Source organism: Halobacterium bonnevillei (genome assembly GCF_009831555.1).
GTDB lineage: Archaea > Halobacteriota > Halobacteria > Halobacteriales > Halobacteriaceae > Halobacterium > Halobacterium bonnevillei.
In genome coordinates this window covers 13,534-28,522 of sequence record NZ_WUUU01000022.1, presented here as the reverse complement: position 1 = coordinate 28,522, position 14,989 = coordinate 13,534, and the positions used below count along the sequence as shown (strand labels likewise).

9 protein-coding genes and 1 pseudogene are annotated in these 14,989 nt (G+C 65.8%); 9 read left to right on the top strand and 1 reads right to left on the bottom strand.

Going from position 1 to position 14,989, the window contains the following annotated elements; all coding sequences use genetic code 11:
- The first annotated feature begins 3 nt into the window (after positions 1-3).
- From GRX66_RS04975 to tgtA, 3 genes are all read left to right on the top strand, one after another.
- Positions 4-558, top strand: coding sequence for an NUDIX hydrolase (locus GRX66_RS04975; RefSeq protein WP_325063966.1), 555 nt, complete (start codon positions 4-6; stop codon positions 556-558).
- A gap of 68 nt (positions 559-626) precedes the next feature.
- Positions 627-800: a hypothetical protein gene (locus tag GRX66_RS19465; protein ID WP_201292926.1), complete on the top strand. Its 174-nt coding sequence runs from the start codon at positions 627-629 to the stop codon at positions 798-800.
- A gap of 90 nt (positions 801-890) precedes the next feature.
- Complete coding sequence (tgtA, locus tag GRX66_RS04970; RefSeq protein WP_159525545.1) at positions 891-2,384, top strand: tRNA guanosine(15) transglycosylase TgtA; 1,494 nt, start codon at positions 891-893, stop codon at positions 2,382-2,384.
- Positions 2,385-2,412: 28 nt separating this feature from the next.
- Here tgtA and GRX66_RS04965 read toward each other — a convergent pair whose 3' ends face one another.
- On the bottom strand, positions 2,413-3,666 hold the full coding sequence (locus GRX66_RS04965; RefSeq protein WP_159525544.1) for an outer membrane protein assembly factor BamB family protein: 1,254 nt from the start codon (positions 3,664-3,666) through the stop codon (positions 2,413-2,415).
- A 94-nt stretch (positions 3,667-3,760) separates the two neighbouring features.
- On the opposite strand from GRX66_RS04965, the gene arcS reads away from it, so the two are divergent.
- The 6 genes and pseudogenes from arcS (at position 3,761) to GRX66_RS04935 (ending at position 14,962) form a co-directional block, all read left to right on the top strand.
- Positions 3,761-5,515: an archaeosine synthase subunit alpha gene (gene arcS, locus GRX66_RS04960; RefSeq protein ID WP_159525543.1), complete on the top strand. Its 1,755-nt coding sequence runs from the start codon at positions 3,761-3,763 to the stop codon at positions 5,513-5,515.
- 103 nt (positions 5,516-5,618) lie between these two features.
- Entirely contained in the window at positions 5,619-6,041 is a 423-nt protein-coding gene (locus GRX66_RS04955) for a CBS domain-containing protein (protein WP_159525542.1), read from the top strand.
- A 263-nt stretch (positions 6,042-6,304) separates the two neighbouring features.
- Positions 6,305-6,526, top strand: coding sequence for a hypothetical protein (locus GRX66_RS04950; RefSeq protein WP_159525541.1), 222 nt, complete (start codon positions 6,305-6,307; stop codon positions 6,524-6,526).
- 404 nt (positions 6,527-6,930) lie between these two features.
- Positions 6,931-7,214 (top strand): annotated as a pseudogene (locus GRX66_RS04945) (ArsR family transcriptional regulator).
- A gap of 364 nt (positions 7,215-7,578) precedes the next feature.
- A complete protein-coding gene (locus GRX66_RS04940) occupies positions 7,579-7,749 on the top strand; it encodes a hypothetical protein (protein ID WP_201292925.1) in 171 nt (56 codons plus the stop codon).
- Positions 7,750-7,843: 94 nt separating this feature from the next.
- Positions 7,844-14,962 (top strand): surface glycoprotein, encoded by a 7,119-nt coding sequence (locus GRX66_RS04935; RefSeq protein WP_159525539.1) that lies wholly within the window; start codon positions 7,844-7,846, stop codon positions 14,960-14,962.
- The last annotated feature ends 27 nt before the right edge of the window (positions 14,963-14,989 follow it).

The following is a 14,989-nucleotide window of genomic DNA, read 5'->3' as shown; positions in this document are numbered from 1 at the left end:
CGCATCGACGCCGGCGACGACGGCGACCCGCTGGCGTGGGAGACGAAGCGACGCGAAGTCACCTACGAGTGCCCCGGCTTCGACATCGTCCGCGAGGACGTCGAACTACCGGACGGCACGCAGACGGACTTCGACTATCTCGTCGACGACCCGGCGGTCGTCCTGCTGGCGTTCACGCCGGCCGGCGACGTCGTGCTGGTCGAGGAGTGGCGTCAGGCCGTCGGGCGCGTGAACCGCGCACTCCCCGCGGGTGGCGTCGAGGAGGAGGACGCGGACTTCGCGGCGGCAGCGCACCGCGAACTCACCGAGGAGACCGGCTACGAGGCCGCGTCGGTCGAGAAAGTGGGCGAGTTCGAGCCCGCAAACGGCATCTCGAACGCGGTCCACCACTATTACGTCGCGCGCGGGTGCGAGCCGACCGCCGAACAGGACCTCGACTTCAACGAGTCCATCCGCGTCACCACTCAGCCCTACGACGACCTCCTGGCGGCCGTGCGGGACGGCGAAGTCCGGGACGGCCGGACCGCACTGGGCGTCCTCCAGTACGAACTCCGGTAGCGTCGTCGCCGGCCGACGACGTGGCTGTCGCCGCCGTCTTTATCGCGGTCCCAGGCGACGGTCCGGCTATGGGCGTCATCGTCTACGAGGACCCGCAAGGCGGCGTTACGGACTGGCAGACCAGCGACTCGAATCTCGGCTTCGACGACGACACCGGCCACTGGCTGGTCACCACGGAGGACGGCCGGACCGTCCGCCGCATCCCCCGCGAGCGCGTCTTCTACGTGGAGACGAGTCAGTAACCGGGTGGGGCGGTTCCCGCTGGAATCCGGCCCCACGTGCCGAGACCCGGACAGAAACCCTTACGCGCCGCCGCTGGCTAGGGCTGGCCAATGAGAGAGGTCTTCGAGGTGACCGCGCAGGACGGCGCCGCCCGCATCGGGGAGCTGGCGATTCCGCGAGCGGGCGTGACCGTGGAGACGCCGACGCTGATGCCCGTGGTCAACCCGAACCTGATAACGGTGGCGCCCTCGCGGTTCCCGGAGTTCGGCGCGGAGATGCTCATCACGAACTCCTACATCATCAACAACGACCCGGACCTCCACGAGCGCGCTCTCGAGGAGGGCCTCCACGAGATGCTGGGCTTCGACGGCGCCATCATGACCGACTCGGGGAGCTTCCAGCTCGCCGAGTACGGCGAGATCGACACCGACACCGAGGCGATTCTGGAGTTCCAGCACGAGATCGGCAGCGACGTCGGGACGCCCGTGGACATTCCGACGCCGCCGGACGCCGGCCGCGAGCAGGTGGCGCGCGAACTCGCGGAGACGCAGTCCCGCCTGGAACTCGCTGAGTCCGTGGACGTCGGCGACATGCTCGTGAACGCGCCGGTCCAGGGCGGGACCTTCGAGGACCTGCGCGAGGACGCCGCGAGACACGCGTACAACACCGACCTCGACCTGTTCCCCGTGGGCGCGGTGGTGCCGCTGATGAACACGTACCGATACGACGCGGTCGCCGACGCCGTGCTCGCGGCGAAGCGCGGCCTCGGTCGGGACGCGCCCGTCCACCTCTTCGGCGCCGGCCACCCGATGATGTTCGCGCTCGCCGCCGCGCTCGGCTGTGACCTCCTGGACTCGGCGGCGTACGCCATCTACGCGCGGGACGACCGCTACCTCACCGTGCACGGCACCGAACACCTCGACAGCCTCCACTACTTCCCCTGCGACTGCCCGATCTGCGCGGAGCACACGCCCGACGAGGTCGAACGCATGGGGGACGCCGCGCGCGAGCAACTGCTCGCCGAGCACAACCTCCACGTCTCCTTCGGCGAACTGCGGCGGGTGAAGCAGGCCATCAAGGAGGGTAGCCTCATGGAACTCGTCGAGGCGCGCGCGCACGCACACCCACGCACCCTGGACGGCTACCGCGCGCTCCTCGACCACAGCGAGCAACTGGAAGCGACGGACCCCGCAGCGAAAGACCCCTTTTTCTACACGTCCGCGGACAGCGCGCGTCGCCCGGAGGTGCTGCGGCACCACAAGCGCCTCGAACGATTCGACCCCGAGGGCGACGTCCTCCTCACTGAGGGGTCGGGCAACGACGGCTTCGACGACTGGTGGAACGTCGCGCCGCCGTTCGGGCCGTACCCGCGCGCGCTGTCCACGACGTACCCGCTGAACGCGGAGACGCCGACGCGGATGGACCGCGCGGGCTACGAGGCCGCCGCCGACGGCGTCCGTCGGCTCGCCGAAGCCAACCCGGACACCGCGTTCACGCTCGCGCACCGCGACTGGCCGGAGTCCGCACTCGAGCGCGTGCCGCCGCGCGTCGACGCGGTGGACATCGACGCGGGGGACGCGGCGGACGAGACGGCCGGCGAATAAGCGGCCGGACGCCGAGCAGGAGTTTCGTTCACCGGAACGCGAGCAGCGGCCCCCTGGTCTGGACGAGGACGCGGCCGTCGGTAACGACCGGCCCGCGTCCGACGGGTCCAGCGGGCAGCGACCACGTGTCGGTGACGGTGCCGTCCTCGAGACGCAGGCGGAGGAGTTCGGTCCGGTCGTCGCTCACGCAGACGTAGACCGTGTCGCCGACCACGGTTGGCGGCGAGAACCGCCGCGAGCCGTCCGGCGGCGCAATCCGCCACAGGCGGTCGCCGGACTCGGCGTCGACGGCGTGGATGCGACCCGCCGAGTCGTCTGCGCGGCGTTCGCGGACCAGTACGACGTCAGTCGTGGCGGCCTCGACCTCGTACCAGCGCCGGGCGATGCCGTCGTCGATTTGGACTTCTGTCGGCGACAGCTGGTACTGCCACAGGTCGTCGCCGCTCTCGGCGTCGAACGCGAGCAGGTCCATTCCCTCGGTCCACTTCGAGACGACTGCGGTCCCGCCGGCCACGACGGGCCCGCTTTTCACGTACGCTGGGATTCCCTCCGTCCAGCGAACGCTCCCGTCCTCGGGGTCGAGCGCGTACAGCGTCCCCAGTGACGTCGCGAAGACGCCGAATTCGGGGTGGAACGACTGGACGACGAGGCGCTCGTCGTCGACGGTCGTCTTCCAGAGTCGGTCGCCCGAACGCGCGTGATAGGCGTGGAGGGAACCGCTCACGCGGTTTCCGTAGTAGAGTCGGCCGGCGCCGACCGTCCAGCCGCCGAGGGGCGGGTCGTCGACCCCCCAGACTTGGTCGCCTGTCGCCGCGCCGAACGCGCCCAGTGGCCCGTTCTCGTACTGGTCGACGCGGTAGTAGACGACGTCTCCGGGGGCGCAGACGTCGGGTGCGGTGCCCGCTGGCCGGGGGAACCGGTGGCGCCACGCCGTCGCTGCGTCGCGGACGTCCAGCGTGTGCAACGTCCCGCCGACGGTGTCCCAGCTCGCAGCGAAGACGCGACCGTTCGCGACGACCAGCGGGCTGTGTTCGTCGTCGTTGCTCGCGTCGCTCCGCCAGTCCGCCGCGAGGTCGCTGTCGGGCGCGCTCTCGGGTGGTGGATTCCGCGTCTGCGCGGGATCGTAGTCGGGATACGGCCAATCCGTTGCCGCCCACGCCAGCGGGACTGGGTCGGGCGAGTCGTCAGTGTCGAGGAACGGACGGCCGGCGTAGCCCCCGACGAGCCCGGCGACGAGGCCGCCGCCAGCCGCGAGCACCTGTCGTCTGGAGGGCGCGGACATCACCGGCGGTTCACGCGGCGCCGCCAAGTGTCTTCCGTGGGGGTGCGGCCCGAAACGGCAAGGCAATTGAGCGCTCGGCCCCGAGACGCCTGTAATGACTGAGTACTTCGAGGTGCACGCGCGCGACGCCGCGGCGCGCGTGGGCGAACTCCGACTGTCCGAGTCGGTGACGACGCCGACGCTCGCGGACGACGTCGTCGAGGACGCGGGCAGCGAGTGGTTCCAGCGGCAGGACCATCCGGAGGGCGACGAGTCGACGGTGACGGTGCTCCCGTACCGGGGGTTCCCGTCGGGGACGGCCGAGGAGGTCCAGGCGTCGTTCGCGCCCGACTACCCCGACGTCGACTATCCGAGCGCGGCCGTCGTGTCCCCGCAGACCGCCGCGGACTTCGGGAGCGACGTCTACGTGCTCTCGGGCGCCCCCGGCATCGTGGGCCACGGCGCGGCGTTCAGAGACGCCGTCGTCGACACCCGCGAGGCGATTCCCGACGACACCGCGCTGTACCTCTCCGGCGTCGCGACGCCGCGGAACGTCGCCGTGCTCGTGTACGCGGGCGTGGACCTCGTGGACGCCGACCGTGCTGTGATTCGCGGGACGCAGGGCCGCTACCTCACGACCGAGGGCGAGTACGACCTCGCCGACCTGGACGAACTGCCGTGTTCGTGTCCGGCCTGCCAGCAGCGAATCGCGGAGTTCGACCGCGACGACTGCGTCGACCACAACGTCAACGCGCTGTCCGCGGAGCTGGCGCGCGTGCGCCGCCGCATCAGGGACGGCCGCCTCCGGGACTACGTCGAGGGGCAGGCCCGCCACGAGGCGTGGGTGGCCGCGGCGTTCCGCGAGTTCGACCAGCAGTACGCGTACGTCGAGGAGCGCACGCCCGCGTTCCGGGACTCCCTGCTGTTGTCGGCGACCGAGGACACGCTGCGCCGCCCGGAGATCCAGCGGTTCGCCGAGCGCGTGACCACGCGGTACCGGAAGCGCCTCGACGGCCACCCCCTCCTGCTGGTGCCGTGTTCGGCGAAGAAGCCGTACAGCGAGAGCCAGAGCCACCGGCAGTTTCAGGACGCCGCGAGCTACCGCGCGCACGTGGTGTCGATGACGTCGCCAATCGGCGTCGTTCCCCAGGAACTGGAGTTGACGTATCCCGCCCAGCACTACGACAGCGTGGTGACGGGCCGGTGGAGCGAGGCGGAGAAGGCGTTCGTCGCGGCGGTACTGGAGCAGTACCTCGAACGGACGGACTACCCGCGGGTCGTCGCGCACGTGCCGCCGGAGGGCTACCGGGACATCTGCGAGCGCGTCGCCGAGCGCGTGGACGTCCCCTTCGAGTTCACCGTCGAGGACCACCCGACGACCGACGAGAGCCTGGGGGAGTTGAACGCTGCGCTCGCCGGCGAGGACAAGATCTGGGTGCAGGAGCGCGAGGAAGCGACGCTGCGCTCGATCGCGGACTACTTCATCGGCGACGGGGCCGGCGACGAACTGTTCGCGGACATCGAGGTCCAGGGCCGGTACCCGAAACTGCAGGCGCTGGACGCGGACGGCGAGCAGCTCGCCGCGCTCGTCCCGCAGTACGGGTCGCTTTCGTTCACGCTCGCGGGCGCCCGCCGCTGGGTGGACAGCGACGCGCTGACCAAGCGCGTGGAGATCGACGCGTTCGTGCCGGAGGGCAGCGTGCTCGCGCCGGGCATCGTCGACGCCAGCGACGACATCCGCGTCGGCGACGAGGTCGTCGTGGAGGGGCCGCGAGCGTTCGCGATCGGGCGTGCGGAGATGGCCGGGCCGGCGATGCGGGAGTCCACCCGCGGCATTGCGGTCCACGTCCGGCACAGCCAGGAGAAATAAGACGGGACGGCGGCTGTCTGGTCGCCAGCGCCGGCGGTCCGGCACGTCCGGCGCGTTGGTGACCGCCGAAAGAGCTACACCCCGTGTGTGGGAATCGTTGACTATGCTGGTCCGCGACGTGATGTCCACGAACGTCGTCACCGTGGACGCGAACGCGGCCGTGCGGGACGCAGTCGGCCGCATGCTAGACGCCGGCGTCGGCAGCGTCGTCGTCACCAAGGAGGACAACCCTGCCGGCATGCTCACGAAACAGGACGTGCTGCGAGTCGGCCACGACCACGACCGCCCGCTCAGCGAAATCCCGGTGTACGCTGCGACGAGTCGACCGCTCGTGACGGCCCGGCCGTCAGAACCGGTTCGCGTGGCCGCCGCGCGCATGTTCGACGAGGACGTCCACCACCTCCCCGTCGCGGAAGACACGGCGCTGGAAGGCATCGTCACGGCGACGGACCTGCTGGCGGCCCAGGACGACCTCCTGGCGGAGGCCCGCGAGGACGCCGAGCAACGCGAGGAGTGGGACGCGTGACCGGCACCCTATTGTGTAATTTTTATGTATCGGCCACCGGAGATTGTTTTCAACTTGCGACCGGCGTTGAAGTAGCATCTGGGACACGGAAAACTCGCCGACTGCACCCGACCGACTCTGCCAAGGTGCTGTCGAGGAATCTGAATGTGTTGGGTACCGATACTTTCAAGTTAAGAATCTACTAACAGTAAAATCGTCACATGATGACAGATGGGGAGTATCTTAGTGAGGGGTTAGGGACTCGTTCGGACCCGTCCGGAGGCGTGGAGGCGCCGGAGTGGGTGGTCGCGAAGTCACTCCTAGAGGTGAACGACGCGTGCTCGCGCGCGCTGGAATCGGTGATGCTGTACTCCACCACGGGCCGCCTCGACGAACTGCCGACGGACGAACTCGAACTGCAACTGGACGAACTCATCGAGAAACAGCGACGGACCATCGCGGAACTCGAACTGGCGCGGGACGCGTTGCAGGAGCTAGACTCGTAGCGGCCGTCTCCCGGACCGGCCGAGCGTTTCTTGCGCTCTCTGGTGGGACGCCGGCGGGCTCGTTCGACCGTGAATAGCCGCGAGCTGCTGGTCCGTTCCGGTCCCAAAAACCTTTATTGCCGCCCGGAATACACTTCAAGTGGGTGTATACTAACGGTATACGCTCGCCCCTGCGATCTCGGGTGACTTGCCCGGGGACCACGGTGTTCGAACTCGCATCCCCCGCGAGTGCCACCGCCTATTCGGACGGCACTGCCCCCTGCCGCCGTCCGTTCGACGACCTGTGGAGTGCTCTGAATTTGGGTTGGCAAACTGGACAATCCGGCGTCAATTTCTAGTATATACTGTCAGTACTTTATAAGCGAGCCCTAGTCTATTTGACCCCTGGCTTCTACTATCGACTCATGAAACTCGCAGTCCCCACGGATTTCGAAATTCTCGACGCGCTCGCAGACGGAAAACGAAACAACGCCGTCAATTTATCGTATATTCTCGACAAGAACCGCGCCTACATCAACACACGGCTTCCCGTGCTCGCGGACTACGCCCTCGTCGAGCGCGTCGGCCCCGCGCCCAACAGCGCCTGTACGAGATCACTGAGAAGGGCAAGGCCGCCGTCGAGAACCGCGAGGCCTACGAGAGCGACGACGAGGACTTCGAGGCGCGCGTCGAAGCGGCTCTGGAGTGACCTGAACGGCGCGCTCGCTCTCCGTGGGGGCGGGGCCGCTCGTTCGCTGTGTTCTTCGATTCGGTGTTTGTCCTGCCGTGGCGGCTGTGCGGTGATTGATTCTGGTCCGGTAGTAGGCTGAAATTCCGAGCTGGACCGCCACGACCGGTGGCCCCAAACGTCGACACCCTCCGCGCCGGCTAACCCAGGGCCCGGAATAGCCGGGTAGAAGCTCTGTAACTCCATAAACCGTCGGTTAGTACTGTCTCCATATACCAACAGTATCTATAAGTGGTATTGGTTGAAAGACATGACTGTCTGGTCGCCAACCGTCCAGACTTCACCCAACTGGAATGGAACGCACTCGAAGAGAATGGAAGCAAGGATGACAGTCTCGGATGACGGCGACGGCGGCGACACGCGCGACACCACGCGCACGACCATCGAGGTCCGTCGCGAGGTGTGGCGACAAGTGCGTAGTGACGCCGTTGCCGAGGGACAAAACGTCTCATCGAAGCTAGAGGAGGTGCTCGAGGATTACTACGACCTCGACTGACGCACGGTACACCGGCCTACCGGCGGAGAACGCACCGACGGAGCAGGAGTACCGGGTTCTGAGTAATTATTAATTTCAACTCCACAGATACGAAATGACAGACAGAAGAGAAAAAATACGCGCGGTGTTCCTGACGGCGCTGATGATCGGTTCCGTATTCGGAGCCGGCATCTCGCTCACAGGGAGTGCCGTCGCTGCTGAAAATGCTGGACCCGAGGAGTTCTCCGATCTGGGAACAGATGCGGGGGTCCTCGCGGCTGGCGAAACTGCAGTCGTACAGACAATCGAAGTGAATGATACAGACGGTGGTGACGACACGAACGCAACCACGTTGACCTCCGTCAACGTCAATAGTACGGCGTCCAACACCGTCTCCGCGTCGAACGTCTCTGAGGTCGCCATTCTCAGTAGCGACGGGACAGTGCTCAATTCGTCCTCGTCGCCGTCCGCCGTCTTCAGCGGTGGGCAGGACTTCGACATCACGGACGTCACCATTCCCGACAACGGGAGCACCGAGATTCAGGTGCAGGTGACGATCGCGTCCGACGCCAGCGACGACGGCGAGACGCTCGCACTCCAGACAGCGGCTGACTGGACCGAGGGCGGTAGCTCGGACACCACGTCGGCCGTTGCCGACGGTGCGACCGAGACCCTCGACACGGTCGCGCCCGACCTGTCCAGCGCGTCGACGGCTGACTCGGACAACGACGGGACGGTCGACACCATCTCCGTCACCTTCTCCGAGAACGTCAACGACAACACCGTCGAAGCCGGCGACTTCTCGCTGAGTTCGGGGAGCGTCGACGGCGTCGACACGGGGTCGACCGCCAACGACACGACCCTCGACCTCACGGTCAGCGGCGTGGGCGACACGGCCGCGAGTCCGGACGTCAACGTGTCTGCTAACTCGGTCGAGGACACCGCCGGTAACGCGGGTCCCACGTCCGAACAGCAGGTCACCGCGACCGACAACGCTCAGCCGGTCGTGACTGACGTGACACTGAACCAGACGGTCGTCAACAACGCGGACGCGCCCGCGGACGTCGAAGTCAACCTCACGTTCAGCGAGAACGTCACGGGGTGGGCGAGTGACACCGTCCAGCTACAGGACGGCTCGCTGACGAACTCGCCGCTGAACGTCACCGGAACGGACGACAACGACACGTTCTCCGGGACGGTCACGATTACCGACAACGACGACGACGTCGTTGCGAACCTGACTGTCTCCGGGCTCACCGGGGAGAACGGCAACAGCCTGGTCGCCTACGACCAGGAGAAGCTGACCGTCGACACCGACGAGTCACTCAGCCTCGTGAGCGCCGAGACGGCTGACCTCGAGGACGACGGGATGGTCGACACCATCAACGCCACGTTCAGCGACGACGTCGACGACTCCACTGTCCAGTCGGCAATCGACGATAACGACTTCTCCATCAAGGAGGGGACTATCGAGAGCCTCAACGGTGGCGTCGCGGACGACGACACCGTCTCCCTGGAGGTCAGTGGCGTCGGCGACACGGCCGCGACGGACGAGATTACGCTGTTCTCGAAAGTTCTCGAGGACACGGCAGGTAATCCCGGTCCGAACGCACCGACTGGCATCAACGTCGACGACGGTGCCAGCCCGATTGTCACGGACGTCACGCTGAACGACACGGTCGTCAACAAGTCTGAGGCGCCCGTGGACGTCGAAATCAACGCGACGTTCAGCGAGAGCCTCGATACTGACGACCCCGACGTCTCGGTTCTCGGACTCTCGCAGAGTCCCACGACAGTAACGCAGGCGGGCGACGGTGACAACGAACTGTCCGTCGTCGCTACCATTCAGGACAACACCGAAGACGTCGAGGCGAACGTCGAGATCTCGGGCGGTAACGACGGCTCCGGAAACTCCGTCGAGACGTTCAACGAGACTCGCCTGACCGTCGACACCGAAGTTCCGTCCGTGACGGTGAACGGCACCGAAGCACCGGTGGGTGAGGTCGTCAGTGACGAACTGGACCTGACGACGTTCTTCGACATCCAGAACGACGACGGTGGCACGACTACCTATCTCATCAACACCACGAACGGTGGGAGTGACTACACGGAAGTCTCCGACCCCTCGTCCTTCGACACGAAGAGTATCGACGACACGGCCTACTTGACGGTTCGTGCCGTCGACACTGACGACGTCGAGAACGAGGACCAGGCCACCACGGGTGACATCAACGTCGACAACACTGCGCCGGACGTAACCATTGACGTGCCTTCGGAGACGCAGGCCTCGCAGTCCGACGGCACGCTCTACGTCGAGACGACGATTGACGAGCTGAACCCCGACGAGAATGCCACGGTCGTACTCGAAGGCGGAGACAACTACATCGAGTACAACGCGACGACGACGGATCTCGACAGCGGTATCGACCTCCGTCTCAACACGTCCGCGAACGCGTCCGCGAACGGTGCGCGTCTCCCGGACCTCAACGCGACGGAAGGCTCGTTCGACACGCAGACGGTCTACGACCTGTCGGTGACTGTCAACGACACCACCGGCAAGTCCACGACCGAGACGAAGAGCGACGCGCTCTTCCTGGACGACACCGACCCGGCGAACTTCAGCCTGGTCGAACCGACGACGCCGACCGAGTACGTCACCGGTGACGGTCTCCAGATCGCCTACGGCTACACGGAGGACAACACCGACGAGGTGACGGTCTCGCTCACGAACGAGTCCGGCGCCGTGGCCAACATGACCGTCGACGAGTCGCTGTACGTCGACGACGGCGTCATCAAGAGCTTCGAAGCGAACCTCTTCGAGTCATTCGACACGAGTTCGCTCGCCGACGGCCGGTACAACGTCTCCGTGACGGTGACCGACCTCGCCGGCAACGAACTCACTGATTCGACCGACAACGCGCCGGTCGCAATCAACAACGACGACAAGCCCGCCTCGGACCCGCAGTTCAACAGCGGGCCCGACGCGAGCGTCAGCGTGAACAAGTCCGCGAAAGAGGTGACTGTCGACGTCTCCTACAACGTCTCGGTCCCGAGCGTCACCGACGCCGGTGACATCGACCAGACGCAGGACGCACTCGACAGTGTTGACATCACCGCGGACAACATCGGCCAGTACACAGTTCAGTACTGGGACGCCAGCGCTGACAGCTACGACACCGTCGTCGCGCCCGTGAACGTCACGTTCTCCGGCGAGAACGCCACTGAGAACGTCGACATCACGGAGACCGCGACGCTGGACCTCGACACTCTCGAACCCACGTTCGAGGAGGACGACCGCGTCACGACGCGGTACCTCGATATTGACGGGACCTACGACGAAGTCGCCGTCGAACTGACGGATTCGTCCGAGGACTCCCAGACGCAGTCCGACGTCGTCAATTACGGTACCGAAACGTTCGCGTCCGAATCGCCGGCTGAACCGGACATCGAGTCCATCGAAGTTGCCGGCGCGGACACGCCGAACGACCACCTCGTCATCGAATTCACGCGTCCGGTGAAGCCTGACGGCGGCTTCGGGTCCGTGAGTGCTGACGACTTCGCCTACGAGGACGTCTCCGGTGACGGTGCGAACTACGTCACGGAGGTCCAGGGCGCCAACACCGGCGACGACATCGTCGCAATCGTTCTCGACGAGGACGTGACCGCCGAGGACGTCGGCAGCGACGTCGTGAGCATCCAGCCGAACACGCTCGCGAACAGCTTCGGTTCGAACGCGCCGGCGATGAACGGCACGGTCGACGAGTCGGACGCACCTGGATTCACGTCCTCGACGGTCGACGTCGGTGACGACGCGTCCACGGTCGACGTGACGTTCAACCAGAAGGTCGTCGCCGAGGACGGTGAAGCGCTGACCGCGGACAACTTCACCTACACGGGTGACGCGTCCGTGGAAAGCGTCGACCACCAGGCCGAGTCCGACACCGCCACGGTGCACCTCGACAGCGAGGTCGCCGAGGGCGAACTCGGCAGCGAGATGATCGTGGCGAACGACGTCGCCGACCGCTTCGGCAACGTGGCCAGTCCCGCGGTCACGGTCGTCGACGAGACGTCGCCCTCGAACATCGAAATCCTCGAACCGACCGACCAACAGATCGTGCAGTCCGGTGACCTGTTCGACGTCTCCTACCAGTACGTCGACAACGTCCCGGACAACGTCGACAACGCAGTCGTCAAGCTCGAGGGCGACACGGACACGTACACCTACCAGGTGGACGACACGTCCTACGTCACGAACGTGAGCAAGAGCCTCACGCTCGACCTCGACGACGGTGCGAACGGAGCCCTCACTGACGGCGCGTACAACCTCACCATCGAGGTCACCGACGCCGACGGCAACATGGATAGCGTCACCATGGAAGACGCCGTCGTCGTCAACGACGAGGGTCCCGACGTCAGTGACGTGACTGTGACGAGCAGCGTCGACGACGTCGCGCCCGATTCGACGCTGAACGTCACGTACGACTACGAACCCGCACCCAACGCGACGAGCGTGATGGTGTGGGTCGTCGACACTGACGACCTCGGGAACTTCACTGGTGACCTCGAGAACGTCACCTACGAAGTGCACGAGGTGTCCGTCGACCACGGTATCGTCGACGACAAGAAGGTCAGCGTCGACCTCTCCGGAGATCTTCCGGACAACGAGGAGTACGCAGTCTACGTGAGTGCGACCGACGTGAGCGGCCTGATGAGCGACCTCCGAGTCGCCGGTCAGCCCGTCGACGTGAACGCCGAGAAACCGACCATCGAATCGGTCGAGGCGAACACGGGCGACGACTCCATCACGGTGAAGTTCAACGAAGATGTGACCACCACCGACGGTGACAGCATCACGCGTGCCGACTTCGCCTACCAGGACGTCAACAGCGCTGGTGCGAGCAACATCGAGTCCGTGGACGACATGGGCGACGAAGTGGTGCTGCACCTCGACAGCGACGTCACCACGAGCGACCTCGGTAGCGACCTCGTGAACGTCGCTGACGGCGCACTCGAAGACATGGACGAGCACGACCCGCGCCCGGTCGACTCGAACGCGGTCGCGCTCTCCGACTCGACCGAGCCGACGGTCGGACTGGTCGACGCCGGTCCGATCAACGCGAACAACGAAGAGAGCTACACAGTGACGGTCGGTACGACGAGCGAAGTGACCGACGTCTCGGTGACGCTCACCGGGCCGTCCGGCACCGAACTCTCCGCGAGCGACGCCGCTGCGACGGGTGACGCGACGCTCACCTTCAACGCGAGCACGCTCGAGGACGGTCCGGTCGACGTCGACGTCGAACTGACGGACGCGGGCGACAACACTGCGTCCACCTCGGTGACGACCGAGAAAGACACCGTCGTGCCGACCATCGAGGTCGCCGCGGCGAACCCCGGCGGCAGTCTGGACGCCGGCGGAAAGACCCAGATCGTGGTCGTGACGTTCTCCGAGGCGGTCGACGCCGACTCCGTCTCGACGGACGCGTTCACGGTCACGAGTGACGCGCACTCTGTTGACGACGTTCTCAACAGTGGGCTGCTCACGAACGACAACGAGGTCTGGCTGCTGCTGAACCAGTCAGTCCCGACCGCAGCCATCGACGACGGGTCGGTGGCGCAGGTCGAAGCTCCCGGCATCACTGACGAGGTCGGCCACGGCGTGACGAACGCCGTGAACCTCACTGACGAAGACGCGGGCAGTATGTACGCACCGACTCACACGCCGAGCTTCGGTGAGATCTCGGCGGACGCCGGTGACGAGAACGTGACGGTCACGTTCGACGAAGTGGTCGAAGCAGGTGACGGTGGCGACCTCACGGCTGCCAACTTCACCTACCTCGACACCAACAGTGCGAACGCCAGCGCGGTCGACAGCGTCACCCAGACCGGGCCGCAGACGGTCGTCGTGACGCTCGACGCCGAGCTGACCGACGGCGACCTCGCGTACGACAGGCTCGCTGTCAACGAGGACGCCGTGTTCGACACGTCCGGCAACGTGATGCCGACGGATAGCACGCCGTTCGACCTGGACCCCGGCCTCAGCACGTCCACCGAGGACGGCGCTGTGACGCTCCAGGTCACCACGCTGAACGACATCGAGACCGCGGTCGGCGACGGTCTCACGGTCGAAGAGACGAACCTCGAGCTGGCGTCGCTCGAAGGCTTCACGCTCGAAGACCGCTTCACGGCGAACGTTTCCGCCGAGGACTTCACTGAAGTCGAACCCGGCGTCTACGAGACGTCGGTCGACGTGCCCGGTGACGACGCGTACACCGTCTCCGGACTCGTCGACGGCGAAGTCACGACGGAACAGGTCATCGTGAACGAGGAAGCGCCGCATCCGACCGACGCGGCCATCCTCGACGTCACGAGTGAAGCGCAACTCGACGACACGCGGGGCACCACGCACATCCGCGTGCTGTTCAACGAACCGGTCGACGCGAGCGAAATCCTGCCGAGTGATGTCTCCATCGAGAACTTCGACGGCGAAATCGTCGAAGTGCGCGATGGCGGTCTGTTCGGCAGCATTGAAATCGTCGTCGACGGCCAGGTCCAGACGGGGGCCTCGCCCGACGTGACGATTGCTGGAGACAGCTACGCGGACCTCGCTGGGACCAGCGGTGCGAGTGAGGGCGAAACGGTGGTCCACACCGACACGCTCCAGCTCAGCGAAGGCCAGAACTTCGTGTCCGTGCCCGCGGCGGCAGGCGAACTGTCGCTCAGCGAGCTCGACACGTCCGCCGTCGACGCGATCTACGCGTACGACGCGGAGTCCGAGTCGTGGGACGCCTACGACCCGGACGCGCCGTCGAACGACTTCACGTCGCTGGAGGGTGGCGAAGGCTACATCTTCGCGATGGACGCTGACGCCACGCTCGACGTGAACGTCTACAACATCGCTGGCGCGGACGCCGGTGCAGACGTGACGGCTCCGGCTCCGAATCAGCAGACGCTCACTGAGGGCTGGAACCTCATTGGGCACTACCAGGAGTACGACCAGGCGGTTCCGACCGCACTGTCGTCTGTTGGTATGAGCAGCGTCTACGAGGTGTACGCGCAGTCCGACTCGTCGGCGTCCCTCGAGTACCAGTCCTACGCTGCAGGGGACTTCGACTCGATGGAACGCAGCGAGGCGTACTGGGTGTTCGTGACGAACGACGAGGTGTACACCGAGGCGAACGGTCAGTACATCCAAGACCCGGTACTGACTAACACCGCGGCAGTCGCGGTCTAACACCGTCCCTTCCACATCTTTGGGGGT

What these genes read in the sequence shown, in the direction of transcription:
- GRX66_RS19465 (WP_201292926.1), top strand. Translation starts at nt 627, where the DNA reads ATGGGCGTCATCGTCTACGAGGACCCGCAAGGCGGCGTTACGGACTGG.
- tgtA (WP_159525545.1), top strand. Translation starts at nt 891, where the DNA reads ATGAGAGAGGTCTTCGAGGTGACCGCGCAGGACGGCGCCGCCCGCATC.
- GRX66_RS04965 (WP_159525544.1), bottom strand. Translation starts at nt 3,666, where the DNA reads ATGTCCGCGCCCTCCAGACGACAGGTGCTCGCGGCTGGCGGCGGCCTC.
- arcS (WP_159525543.1), top strand. Translation starts at nt 3,761, where the DNA reads ATGACTGAGTACTTCGAGGTGCACGCGCGCGACGCCGCGGCGCGCGTG.
- GRX66_RS04955 (WP_159525542.1), top strand. Translation starts at nt 5,619, where the DNA reads ATGCTGGTCCGCGACGTGATGTCCACGAACGTCGTCACCGTGGACGCG.
- GRX66_RS04940 (WP_201292925.1), top strand. Translation starts at nt 7,579, where the DNA reads ATGACAGTCTCGGATGACGGCGACGGCGGCGACACGCGCGACACCACG.
- GRX66_RS04935 (WP_159525539.1), top strand. Translation starts at nt 7,844, where the DNA reads ATGACAGACAGAAGAGAAAAAATACGCGCGGTGTTCCTGACGGCGCTG.